Source organism: Polaromonas potterensis, assembly GCF_033446725.1.
Taxonomy (GTDB): Bacteria; Pseudomonadota; Gammaproteobacteria; order Burkholderiales; family Burkholderiaceae_C; genus Polaromonas.
On record NZ_JAWQLX010000003.1, the window covers coordinates 134,374 to 146,486 of the forward strand.

Consider the following 12,113-nt stretch of genomic DNA (forward strand, 5'->3'; position numbering starts at 1 on the left):
CAGGCCCGCCACGCGCCTTTTGATTCTGTATGACCATGTCCGACGCCCTCCCGCCCCTGATCCTGACCCCGCCCGGCCGCTACCGCCACTACAAAGGTTTGTTGTATGAAGTGGTGGGTACGGTGCGCCACAGCGAAAGCCTGGAACCCCTGACCCTGTACCGCGCGTTATATGGCGAACAAGGCCTGTGGGTGCGGCCGGCCGAGATGTTCAATGAAGAAGTGGTGATTGAGGGCGTGTTGCAACCGCGTTTCGCCAAGGTCGACAACGACACGCGGGTGGAGTCCGCCTCGCTGCTGTGCCGGTGATGCCAGGCTACGCTCAGCTCTGCCTACGACGTTGCGCGCGACTCATTGGAGGTATCTCTTTGTGAATCAAAGCAACTAAGAGACGCGGTGCTTTAATGCCGCTCTCGTTGAATGAGATGTGCGCAGTGGCGTGCGCGTCACGCACATGTGGTGCATCGCGTGGAAATAGCTGCGATAAGTCCGCATCAAACTGTGAAACGAACTGCGCTGTCAAAAGCATCAAATCACTTATAAACACTTCGGTTTTATTCGCCTTCATAGTGATCCCGTCGACTGGCATGTAAAAAGGTCGCTCAGGCGGCTCGGGCAACGACAAATCTGTAGTGCGCAGCGCTCCTGCCACAAAACAATGCACTTCAGCGCGTGTCGGAGGATTGGTGATACACGTTGTCCATGAAATAGCACCCCATGCGGACTCTTTGTCCGCAACAATTGTTTCCAGCCTTCCGTTCATGTGCTGGTTTGCGTTTCGCAACACAACGATTGACTGAAGTTCAGCGGCATACGCGCGACAGTAGTCGTAATTGACATACTGACAATTCGATTTACATAAAATCCGAAGTCGATTTAGCGAATCAACAATAGTCCAAGCATCGGAAACTAGATCGACATACCGATCGACGTGATCGGACTTTTTATCACTGGATATCTTCCAGATCGTCTCTCGCAATCGGCGATAGGCACGATCAGCTATCTCCAGTGAGTAACGGATGCCATCAAGCACAACCTTGTCCGTACTCTCCACATGCAGTGGGATATGTCGCAAAGCCGACCGAGTCGTAATCAGCCTCGGTGGATGGTTCATATTCATTGAGTGCCCTTCACACCTTCTTTTCATTGAGTTACTTAGAAAATTAGCTCAATTCAACGCCGAAGATGTTAAGGATCGCGTTCAGCGACTTCTCGCACTCCGTCGTCAGTGATTTGAAATGAGCGCGGAATGTGCCGTATTCTGTCCGCGCCTCAACTTCCGCGGCCTTCTTCTTTTCGACTGATGCATGGCCTTTAACCGTCGTCCGGAGCGCATGAAGTTTTTGCATTGGTGCGACTATGATCTTCGCGTCTTCCTGACTCTGACCAAGCCCCACCAGCACTTCTTGCAACACACGCAGGGAGCCCCAACTAGGCTCAAGTGTTCGTCCCAGGTTCTCGGCTTGCACCTTCAGAGGCTTGGCAAGAAAGCCTTCGACCAAAAACTGGTCGAGTTTAAGAATTTCATCGGCCCATTCCTGCGGCGAATCCGATGCGGGATATAGCACGACAGCGGCAATTTTTTCGCCGCGCGGCGTCCACCAGGGATATGACGTCTTATCCAACTTGTGGATAGTGTGCTTGAGAGCCGTCAGTGGGTCATACCCGGTATCCCAACGTCCTTCAAAGTCGGTCTGAAATGCCCGCGAGGAAATAGGCCCTCTGGGCCATTCATTGAACGACTGCCAGTAAAGCTGAACCTCATAGGGCAGATCGGCAAGATAACCAACGTATGTGTGCACCTGCCCTGCCTCATTGATGTCGTACGTTTTCAAATGCCACGCACCCCGGCAGGTGATGCTCCGGTTTTCCAGGGTGTATTTCTCGGCGTTCGCCTTGAAAAGATGAAGCACGTCCGGCCGGAAAAATGCCGGGGACAGTTCAAAAGGAAGATCAGACTTCTGGAAGTAGTTGGAGAGGTGCCCCGGTCCGCACGAGGCTTCAACCAAGGCATTGTTCTTCCAGTCCTGTATTTTGAACGTGGCATATTGCTTCGAGGAAGAGTCTTCTTCATCCTTCAATGCCTGAATGAGGTCGTCCGTCGTCACCTGAGGTCTCACGATCATGGCCCCGTTGGCGTAGCTGCCGTCGCCTGAAACCCCTCCGTGATAGAACAAATCACCCTCCTCCCTGTTGTAGCGCTCATGGTCACCCCACCCGCCGAACGCCCCCCATCGCACGCGCGTGAAATCGAATCGGTATACCAGGCAGGTGTTGGAGAGAGCCATGAACTTGTCCAGGTCCTTCCGCAGGATCGTCACAACGTCGATGTAGCCCCACGTGCTGCCCTTGTTGACCTGGGTGATCTTGATGACATCTTCAATATCGCCGCGTGCGTCAAGCCTGCAATAAGCATTGCGCTCGGGTACCAAGTAAAGGTCGAGACTGTGGACCAGCTTCTGGCTCAACTCAATGGGTGAGGGGGAATCACTAACGCCATCGAATGAACGTCGATAAATAAGCTTCTCGCCACCCACAAATGCCTTGCTGGAGTTGCTTAAAGGAGGCTCTAGGTACATGTCGTAGCCATCGCTACCCCAGACGCGCTGAATTGCCCAACTGTCATCAGGCATGGGCATGTTGCGGCTTTGAAGATCCTCGCCGTCGGGCGGCGTGACGTTCTCGCCCAACGCGAGCAGGCCGTGGATCAAGACGCAGCTCGCGCTCGCGTAAATAACTATCTCATCCTTCCAGGCATTGGCCTTGAGGAACTTCACCGACTCTTCCGCGCCACGAAGCCATGCTCCGCTGTCTTCGTTGGGTAGTACGGTCAAGGCTTTAAGGTCGGCAAGCTTAAAAGGGTGCATCTGGTTTGTCCTGATTAATGCAGTATTTTCGTTGACATGGTCAGGCTGATTTGCCGCCCGTGTTTAATGAGGAGATCGTGATCGAAGGCATGCGGCATCCGCGTTTGGCCAGAATCGCAGACGACACGCCAATCGAATAAGCCCGCATCACCGATAATCGTGGGTTATGTCCGAAACCACCGAAATCGCCAAGCAGGTTAAACGCCGCCGCACGTTTGCCATCATTTCCCACCCTGACGCCGGCAAAACCACGCTGACCGAAAAGCTGCTGCTGTTCTCGGGCGCGATCCAGATCGCCGGCAGCGTCAAGGCGCGCAAGGCCGCGCGCCACGCCACGTCCGACTGGATGGAGATTGAAAAGCAGCGCGGCATCTCGGTGGCCAGCTCGGTCATGCAGATGGAATACCGCGACTGCGTGATCAACCTGCTGGACACCCCGGGCCACCAGGACTTCTCGGAAGACACCTATCGCGTGTTGACCGCCGTCGATGCCGCGCTGATGGTGATCGACGCGGCCAACGGCGTCGAGCCGCAAACCCGCCGTCTGCTACAGGTTTGCCGCGCCCGCAACACGCCCATCCTGACCTTTGTCAACAAAATGGACCGCGAGGTGCAGGACCCCATGAGCGTGATGGACGAGATCGAGCAGGAACTCGGCATGACGGTCGTGCCTTTCACCTGGCCGGTCGGCATGGGCAAGCTGTTTCACGGCGTGTATGACCGCCGCGAAAAACGCATGCGCGTCTTCAGCCCCGGCGAAGACAAGGCCGGCGGCGACGATGAAATTCTGGCTGGCCTGGACAATGCCGAGGCGACCCAACGTTTTGGCGCCGAGTTCACCCAGGCCCAGGACGAGCTGGAGTTGCTCAACGGCGCCTCGCCCGAATTTGACCGTGAAGCCTTTCTGGGCGGCAAACAGACACCGATGTTTTTCGGCTCGGCCATCAACAACTTCGGCGTGCAGGAAGTGCTGGACGCGCTGGTCGACCTGGCGCCGGCGCCGGCCGAACGCGAAGCCATACAGCGTGTGGTGCATCCCGAAGAAAAGAAATTCTCGGGCGTGGTGTTCAAGATCCAGGCCAATATGGACCCGGCACACCGCGACCGCATTGCGTTTTTGCGCGTGGCCAGCGGCGAATTCACGCGCGGCATGCGGCTGAAAGTGGTGCGCAGCGGCAAGGAGTTGCGGCCCAACACCGTGGTGAGTTTCATGAGCCAGCGCCGCGAGCTGCTGGACACCGCTTTTGCCGGCGACATCATCGGCATCCCGAACCACGGCGTGTTGCAGTTGGGCGACACCTTGACCGAAGGTGAAGCCTTGCAGTTCACCGGCCTGCCCTTTTTCGCGCCGGAAATGTTCCGCGCCGTCGAAGTGGCCGACCCGCTGCGCAGCAAGCAGTTGCGCGCCGGCCTGACGCAGTTGGGCGAAGAAGGGGCGATCCAGGTATTCCGTCCGATTGCCGGCTCCCTGCTGCTGCTGGGCGCTGTCGGTCAGTTGCAGTTTGAAGTGGTGGCGCACCGCCTGGAACATGAATACGGCGTCAAGGCCCGCATCATGGGCAGCCAGTTCAACCTGGCGCGCTGGGTGACGGCTGAAGATCCGAACGAACTGAAAAAATTCATGGACGCCAATTCCCACCGCGTGGCGCTGGACGCCGTGGATGCACCGACCCTGCTGGTGGACCACAGCGCCACCCTGCGCGCCGTGGAGCAGCAGTGGCCCAAGATCAAGTTCCATGCGTTGCGGGAACACGCCGGCCTGGTGTTTCAGTCCAAACTTTAAGTGTTTCAGGGCTCTAGCCCTTGAAGGACGGTCGCAAGAAGCTATAAATTCAATAGCACCTACAACCCGTCACGAGCGGCTTAGTTGGCTTTCAGGAACTCCCCAACTTCCAGCAAGACCAGCTCGTTGTCGTCAGCCTTGTTGGGCTCGCGGCTGCTGGAAAACGGCAGGTTGTTGTCGTTGCCGACCACGATATGCGCGCTATCCACCACATCCACGTTTTCAATCGTGAAGAAGGGGAAGGTCAACACGCCCTGGTTCAGCGGCTTGCGCGCCAGCTTGTGCGGATCGGCAATCGCCATCAGATCGATGTAGCCAATCTTGCGCACGGCACCGCCCACATTCGCATCACTGAGTTCGACCTTGTAGACACGTTTGAACTTGGCGAGGTCATGAAAACAATCGGTCCGTTTCTGGCCTTCGGGACAGGCTTTGTCGGCCGTGCCTTCACCGTTGTCGCGTTCGATGATGAGGCCGGTTGTGCCATCGATCATGTTGAAGTCGCCAATCGCGTGGCCGTTGTTCTCCAGCACATATTTCCAGTGGCGGCCGGTCCAGGATTCGCTTTTCACGTCGAACTCCAGCACGCGCAAATAGTCCTTGCCGTCCAGCTTTTCGTTGGCCTTGGCTGGTGCATCCCACAACGCGCCTTCCAGCAGCGCATAAAGTTTGCTGCCGTCTTTGGACGAAGCCATGCCTTCAAAACCCTTGGAACGCCGCACCTGGAAATCCACCGCGCCGCCTGGCGCGCCCGGCGTGGTCACGGCCGGGTGGTCGGGGGAGCGCACAACCTTGCCATCGACCAGGGTGTCAAACACCGCCAGCACCTTGCCCTTCATATCGGTCTTGATCAGGAAAGGACCAAACTCGTCACCAATCCACAAAGCGCCGCCGGCGATCTGGAAACTCTCGGTATCAAAGTCGCTGCCGGTCAGGTAGCGCTGTTTCGTACCTTCGTGGACGATGCGGAACGGCACTTTTTTATCCGGGTCGTGCAGAAAAATTGTCTCCAGCCGCTTCATGCCGCCGCCCTTGAAGTCCACGGCGTAACGGTTCAGGTAGAGCATGGAATCGGGCGAGTTGGCTTTGGCGCCTGAACCGTTGTCCGTCAGTAGCCAGAAGCTGCTGTCAGGCATTTTCTTGATGCCGGAATGGCCTTGCAGCGGCTGACCCTTGAAAGGCAGTGAGACGCCGGTGGGGCGGCCGGCCGACAAACCCTCCACCGTGCCCAGGGCTTCCACCCGTTTTCCGGTGGTGAATTTACCGGCATTTTTCAGATCCTGAGGCGCATCCTTGGGCGCAGCGATGAAAGACTGCGCCGGCAGGAGCGCGTGGCCAGCTAGGGTGGCGGGGAAAACGGTCTGAGCCTGGAGCGGCAAAAACGGCGAGAGCAGCGCCAGCACGGCCAGGGCCGGAAAAGCTGACTTGAGAGCAAGACGCCGTGTGGCGGCAAGACGGGAAAAGGGCATGTGTTATCCAATTCGAAAGAAAACCCTATGGTGTTCAATCCATGTGACGCCCTGATTACAGGCGCGTCAGGCGGCATCCCTCCAGCGTCGCGCCCACGGGGCCCGCGAGCCTCCAAGGGGCCCGATTTTTGCAATAAGCTACACAGATGTATCAAAAGGCAAGCTTGTGCGTTTTTTTCTGCTGATAGTGTTCTGCGGCTTCCTGGGCACGGGTCAGGCCCAGGTCTTTGACCGGCTCTACGAAGACAGCCCCACCCTGGCGCTGGCCCAGCCACTGCAATGGGTCGCGGTTCCCAAAGCGTCTGTCGATTCGCCGGATGTTTTTGCCGCGGCCGAATCCTGGGACTTCCAGCCCTACACCAGCCAAACCGTGCTCCCCACCTCGAACCAGCAGGACGTCTGGGCACGCTTCGCCCTGCCCGTCACCGAGACCCCGCAAACCTGGTTCCTCCGCATGCCGGGCCAGACCATCTTCAGGGCCAGTCTTTTCTCGCACAAACCTCAAGGCGGCTGGCGCATCCAGTCCGCCGGCAACGCGATTGCGCCCGCCGACTGGACCTTGCGCACACGCGTTCCCAGTTTTGAGCTGCTAACACACAGCGATCAGGTGCAAACCTATTACCTGCGCTTCGAGCACCGCCGGGCCATCAGCGATAGGCCCATGCTGCTGACCCCGATTGAATACATCAACGGCGCGTCCCGGGTCGGCGTGGTGATGGGCCTGATGTGGGGCATGTTCAGTGTTCTGGCGATGTTGTGCCTGGCCGCGTTTTTGATGGCGCGCAACCAGGTCTTTGTGTGGCTGGGTGCCGTGGTGACGACCTTGATGTTCACGCAACTGGTGTTGATCGGTTACGGCAGCTGGCGCATCTGGCCCTACAGCGCGCACCTCAACCAGGTCATGGGTTGGGTCTCGTCCGCGCTGAGCATGGCCGCCGGTGCCTGGTTCTGCACCCAGGCCACGTACGCAAAAAGCGGTCACCCGCGTATCCACCGGCTGCTGTTGGCCGTCACCGTGGGCAGCCTGCTGATGGCCGGCCTGCTGCTGATCAATCAAAGCCTGGTCCCCAGCCCTGTCCGCAATCTGTGGATGGCGCTGACCACCGTGGCCCTGCTGGGCAGCCTGGTCTGGATGACGCTGCGGGGTCAGGCCTGGAACCGGCTGCTCTTGATCGGCGCGGCCCCCATCGGACTGGCCACGCTGGCCAGGGTGGCTTATAACGCCGGCTGGGTGTCGAACGTGGAGGTGGCGCAGGTCGCCGGCGTTTTGTCGGCCATCCTCGGCTTGCTCTGGGTCTTCATGGTGCTGGCCTGGCGCAGCCGGGCCGCTTTGTTTTCCAACCACCGCGGCGCCGCCCTGACGACGTATGACCCGGCCAGCGGTTTGATGCTGCCCCGCATCATCGACAGCCGGCTGCCGCAGATCCTGCAGCAGGCCCAGCGCCGAGGCGCGGAATGTGGCGTCCTGCTCTTGCGCTGGCTGGATCAGGCACCCAGCCATGACGCCGTGGCCGACGAAAAACGCGGCGCGGCGCTGTCCCGTCTCGGTGAAATCCTGCGCCGGGCGGTGCGCGACATGGACACCGTGGTGCGTTACGACGAAAACCACTTCATGTTGCTGCTCGAAGGCCCGGTCAACCGCAACGCCATGTCCGAAGTTTCCACCAAGCTGCTGGCGGACTGTATACGGGCGGCCGACAAAACCGGCGACCCGCACGCTTTTCACCTGCATATTGCGATCTGGCATGACAGGCCGGGCAGATACACGGCCCAGGACGTGATCGACAAACTCAAGGCCCGCCTGCACAAGATGGCCGCAGGCACGAAACGCCTGGTTCAGTTTGTGGATGCCGCCCACGAGCCGGCCAGCGCTCCGGCTGAGGAAGACAACCAGCGGCGGGAAGAACTGCTGGCAAAAATCAATGCGATTGAAATTTCACATCCGGCACTGACCGACGAACAGCTTCAAGGTCCGGAAACACAGCGGCATTGATACGTCGCCCTTCCGGCAGGCGTGTCAGCGAGTCGGCAGCGGCAAGGCGGTTTTGTAACGCACCTGCTTGAGCGCAAAACTCGAGCGAATTTTATTGATGCCGGGAATCGGCGTGAGTTGCTCGAGGATGAATTTTTCCAGCGCACCGATGTCAGCCACCGCGACACGGATCAAATAATCGCTGTCGCCGGTCATCAAATAACACTCCATGACCTCATCGTGTTCGGAAATCCGCCGCTCGAACTCGCTCAGGGACGCCTTGCTTTGCGAACTCAGGCTGATGGAGATAAACACACTCAGGCCCAGGCCCAGGGCCGCGGCATTGGTGATGGCCACATAGCGGTCTATCACTTTCGCGGCCTCCAGCGCCTTGACCCGCGCCAGGCAGGGCGAGGGGCTCAGATGCACACGTTTGGCCAGTTCCACGTTGGACAGCGAACCGTCGCGCTGCAGCTCGTCCAGAATTCGTAAATCAATGGCATCCAGCTTCATAGTCTGTAAATTAGGTTAATTTCAGCATTTTATGTTTCTTTAAAGGGTCATAACAGCGTATCTTGGTTGCACATGTTGCCCGCCTGTCTATAGATTGAAGCCATGAACGCACCCCTTCCTTTGCACGCTTTTTTGCCCGCTGACATGACTCCCCATGCGCTGTCCCCCGACACCGATCCGCAGGAAACCGCCGAATGGCGCGAGGCTTTTATCGCGCTGGCCGCAGCGCAAGGCCCGGTCCGCGCGCGTTACCTGCTCGACGAGCTGGCGCGGCTGGCGCGCGAACAAGGCGTGGGCTGGAAGCCCGAGTTGTCCACGCCTTATGTCAACACCGTGGGTGTCAACGAGCAGCCGGTGTTTCCCGGCGACCTGGCCATGGAAGAACGCCTGGCCTCCTTGATGCGCTGGAACGCGCTGGCCATGGTGGTGCGCGCGAATCAGGCCGAATCCGGCGGCTCCGCCGAGCTGGGCGGCCACATCGCCAGTTATGCCAGCGCGGCGGATTTGTTTGAAACCGGCTTTAACCACTTTTTCCATGCGCGTGAAGGCACGGGCGAGGGACAACACCGCGGCGACCTGGTGTTTTTCCAGCCGCACAGCGCACCCGGCGTGTATGCCCGCGCCTTTCTTGAAGGCCGGCTCAGCGAGAAAGACCTGAGCTTTTACCGCCAGGAATTGACCGCCGGCGACGCGCAAGGTTTGTGCAGCTACCCGCATCCTTATCTGATGCCGGACTTCTGGCAGTTCCCGACCGGCTCCATGGGTATAGGGCCTATCAGCTCGATTTACCACGCACGTTTCATGCATTACCTCACGCACAGACGCTTGCTGGACTGCACAGGCCGCAAGGTCTGGGGCGTGTTCGGCGACGGCGAGATGGACGAGCCCGAATCCATGAGCGCCTTGACCCTGGCGGCGCGCGAGGGCCTGGACAACCTGGTCTGGGTCGTCAACTGCAATCTGCAGCGCCTGGACGGGCCGGTGCGCGGCAACGGCCGCATCATCGACGAGCTGGAAAGATTGTTTGCCGGCGCCGGCTGGAACGTCATCAAGCTGGTCTGGGGCAGCGACTGGGACGGCCTGTTTGCACGCGACCTGACCGGCGCCTTGAGCCAGGCTTTTGCCCACACGGTGGATGGGCAGATGCAGACTTTTGCGGCCAAGGACGGGCGTTTCAACCGCGACAACTTCTTTGGCCAGAACGAGGAGCTGGCACGCCTGGCGCAAGGCATGAGCGACGAACAAATCGACAGGCTCAAACGCGGCGGCCACGACCTGGTGAAAATCCATGCCGCCTACGCAGCAGCCGCGAATCACACAGGCCAGCCCACGGTGATCCTGGCGCACACCAAAAAAGGTTATGGCATGGGCAGCGCCGGCCAGGGCAAGATGACCACACATTCGCAGAAGAAGTTTGACGGCGAGGATTTGATCGAATTTCGCAACCGCTTCAACCTGCCGCTGTCCGACGAGCAGGCCAAAAACCTCAGCTTCTACAAACCCGCTCTAGAGAGCGCGGAGATGCAATACATGCATGCCAAACGCCAGGCGCTGGGCGGCTACCTGCCCAAACGCGACACCCAGGCCGAGGTGATTCCCGTGCCCGCCCTGACCGCCTACGCGGCTTTTGCGCTGGCTGCCGATGGCAAGGAAATGAGCACCACCATGGCTTTTGTGCGCATGTTGGGCGGCTTGCTGAAAGACCCGTCGCTCGGCCCGAAAATTGTGCCCATCGTGGCCGACGAGGCACGCACCTTCGGCATGGCGAATTTATTCAAGCAGGTCGGCATTTATTCCAGCGTCGGCCAGAAATACGCGCCCGAGGACATCGGCTCGGTCCTAAGTTACCGCGAAGCGCTGGACGGGCAGATTCTGGAAGAAGGCATCAGCGAAGCCGGCGCGCTGGCCAGCTGGACGGCGGCCGCCACCAGTTACAGCGTGCATGGCCTGGCGATGTTGCCTTTCTATATTTATTACTCGATGTTTGGCTTCCAGCGTGTGGGCGACCAGATCTGGGCCGCGGCCGATCAGCGCGCGCGTGGCTTTTTGCTGGGCGCCACCTCGGGCCGCACCACCCTGGGTGGCGAAGGCCTGCAACACCAGGACGGCTCCAGCCACCTGGTGGCCGCGACCATTCCCAACTGCAAGGCCTACGACCCGGCATTCGCAAGCGAGCTGGCCGTCATCATCGACCGTGGCATACAGGAGATGATGGTCGAGCAGCAGGACGTGTTTTATTACGTGACCCTGATGAACGAGAACTACGCCCAGCCCGATTTGCGGCCCGGCGCGGAATCCGACATCATCCGGGGTTGCTACCAATTCAATAGCTACTCACGACCGGTGGACATGGGCCAGGGCCCTGAAATGCTTAAGAAAATAACGCTGTTGGGCTCGGGCGCGATTTTGACCGAGGTCATCAAGGCCGCGCAGCAACTGGCGGACCAAGGCATAGCAGCGACGGTTTACAGCGTGACGAGTTGGAGCGAACTCGCACGTGACGGTGCGGCCTGTCAGCAACAGGCCCTGAATGGTGACGCCGCGCCGCGTGAAGCTTTCATCACCCAGCAACTGCGTACCAGCCAGGGGCCTATCGTTGCCGCCACCGACTACGTGCGTGCCGTGCCGGAAAGTATTCGCGCTTTCCTGCCCGAGGGCCGCAGCTATATGACGCTGGGTACCGACGGCTTCGGTCGCAGCGACACCCGTGCGGCCTTGCGCGAGTTTTTCGGCGTCAATGCCAGCAACATCGTCAAGGCGGCCTTGCACCAGCTCAAGTCAGCGTAAAAAGAAAAAGCCCGTGGGCGCGTTAAGCGCCCACGGGCTGTCGTTCACATTCTTGCGCCGCGTTTATTTCGGCAGCAGCACTTTGTCGACCACGTGGATCACGCCGTTGGACTGGTACACGTCGGCGATGGTCACGGTTGCGACGCCACCCTTCTCATCGGTCACGGTGACCTTGCCGCCAGCCGACTTGGCCACCAGCGTGCCGCCGGCCACGGTCTTGATAGCAGCCATGCCTTTGCCGTCTGCAATCATCTTGCTGATAGCAGCGGCGTCCCACTTGCCGGCCACCACGTGGTAGGTCAGGATGCCGGTCAACATGCCCTTGTTTTCAGGCTTGAGCAAGGTGTCCACGGTGCCGGCGGGCAAGGCGGAAAAAGCAGCATTGGTCGGTGCAAACACGGTGAAGGGGCCGGGGCTTTTCAGCGTATCGACCAGGCCGGCGGCTTTCACGGCGGCCACCAGGGTGGTGTGGTCCTTGGAGTTGACGGCGTTGTCGATGATGTCCTTGGATGCCAGCATGGGCGCACCACCCACCATCACTTGGGCAAAAGAAGAGGCAGCGGTCACGGACAAGAACATCGCCAGGCCGACGGAGGCCAGTTTGTGTTTCGTTTGCATGGAAATACCTTTTGAGGAAGTTGAACAGAGCGCCGGCATCCAGGCTTGGACATCAACGGCTGTTCTGAATACGGGCGCAAACGGCGATTGGATTCAAACGTTTGC

Annotated in this window: 9 protein-coding genes; 4 read left to right on the forward strand and 5 right to left on the reverse strand. The window is 59.3% G+C overall.

Annotation, left to right across the window (positions count from 1 at the left end):
- The first annotated feature begins 35 nt into the window (after nt 1-35).
- Nucleotides 36-308, forward strand: a complete 273-nt coding sequence (locus R6254_RS06740) for a DUF1653 domain-containing protein (RefSeq protein WP_412103121.1) — start codon at nt 36-38, stop codon at nt 306-308.
- A 13-nt stretch (nt 309-321) separates the two neighbouring features.
- Here the strand turns inward: R6254_RS06740 and R6254_RS06745 are convergent, their stop codons facing one another.
- A complete protein-coding gene (locus R6254_RS06745) occupies nt 322-1,032 on the reverse strand; it encodes a hypothetical protein (protein WP_318405434.1) in 711 nt (236 codons plus the stop codon).
- Nucleotides 1,033-1,162: 130 nt separating this feature from the next.
- Entirely contained in the window at nt 1,163-2,866 is a 1,704-nt protein-coding gene (locus R6254_RS06750; protein ID WP_318405436.1) for a hypothetical protein, read from the reverse strand.
- Nucleotides 2,867-3,032: 166 nt separating this feature from the next.
- Here R6254_RS06750 and R6254_RS06755 point away from each other — a divergent pair, with 166 nt between their 5' ends.
- On the forward strand, nt 3,033-4,649 hold the full coding sequence (locus R6254_RS06755; protein ID WP_318405437.1) for a peptide chain release factor 3: 1,617 nt from the start codon (nt 3,033-3,035) through the stop codon (nt 4,647-4,649).
- An 80-nt stretch (nt 4,650-4,729) separates the two neighbouring features.
- Here R6254_RS06755 and R6254_RS06760 read toward each other — a convergent pair whose 3' ends face one another.
- Nucleotides 4,730-6,118 (reverse strand): esterase-like activity of phytase family protein, encoded by a 1,389-nt coding sequence (locus tag R6254_RS06760; protein WP_318405439.1) that lies wholly within the window; start codon nt 6,116-6,118, stop codon nt 4,730-4,732.
- A gap of 166 nt (nt 6,119-6,284) precedes the next feature.
- Between R6254_RS06760 and R6254_RS06765 the strand changes: the two genes are divergently transcribed.
- Nucleotides 6,285-8,111 (forward strand): sensor domain-containing diguanylate cyclase, encoded by a 1,827-nt coding sequence (locus tag R6254_RS06765; protein ID WP_318405441.1) that lies wholly within the window; start codon nt 6,285-6,287, stop codon nt 8,109-8,111.
- Between the two features lie 24 nt (nt 8,112-8,135).
- Here R6254_RS06765 and R6254_RS06770 read toward each other — a convergent pair whose 3' ends face one another.
- Nucleotides 8,136-8,603: an Lrp/AsnC family transcriptional regulator gene (locus tag R6254_RS06770; RefSeq protein WP_318405443.1), complete on the reverse strand. Its 468-nt coding sequence runs from the start codon at nt 8,601-8,603 to the stop codon at nt 8,136-8,138.
- 102 nt (nt 8,604-8,705) lie between these two features.
- On the opposite strand from R6254_RS06770, the gene mdeB reads away from it, so the two are divergent.
- Nucleotides 8,706-11,390 carry an alpha-ketoglutarate dehydrogenase gene (gene mdeB / locus R6254_RS06775; protein WP_412103122.1) on the forward strand — a complete coding sequence of 895 codons (2,685 nt, stop codon included), beginning with the start codon at nt 8,706-8,708 and terminating at the stop codon, nt 11,388-11,390.
- A gap of 63 nt (nt 11,391-11,453) precedes the next feature.
- Here the strand turns inward: mdeB and R6254_RS06780 are convergent, their stop codons facing one another.
- Nucleotides 11,454-11,969 (reverse strand): fasciclin domain-containing protein, encoded by a 516-nt coding sequence (locus R6254_RS06780; protein WP_412103135.1) that lies wholly within the window; start codon nt 11,967-11,969, stop codon nt 11,454-11,456.
- Between the last annotated feature and the right edge of the window lie 144 nt (nt 11,970-12,113).

Excerpts from the sequence above, each read along its gene's own strand:
- R6254_RS06740 (WP_412103121.1), top strand. The coding sequence starts at position 36 with ATGTCCGACGCCCTCCCGCCCCTGATCCTGACCCCGCCCGGCCGCTAC.
- R6254_RS06750 (WP_318405436.1), bottom strand. The coding sequence starts at position 2,866 with ATGCACCCTTTTAAGCTTGCCGACCTTAAAGCCTTGACCGTACTACCC.
- R6254_RS06755 (WP_318405437.1), top strand. The coding sequence starts at position 3,033 with ATGTCCGAAACCACCGAAATCGCCAAGCAGGTTAAACGCCGCCGCACG.
- R6254_RS06760 (WP_318405439.1), bottom strand. The coding sequence starts at position 6,118 with ATGCCCTTTTCCCGTCTTGCCGCCACACGGCGTCTTGCTCTCAAGTCA.
- R6254_RS06770 (WP_318405443.1), bottom strand. The coding sequence starts at position 8,603 with ATGAAGCTGGATGCCATTGATTTACGAATTCTGGACGAGCTGCAGCGC.
- mdeB (WP_412103122.1), top strand. The coding sequence starts at position 8,706 with ATGAACGCACCCCTTCCTTTGCACGCTTTTTTGCCCGCTGACATGACT.
- R6254_RS06780 (WP_412103135.1), bottom strand. The coding sequence starts at position 11,969 with ATGTTCTTGTCCGTGACCGCTGCCTCTTCTTTTGCCCAAGTGATGGTG.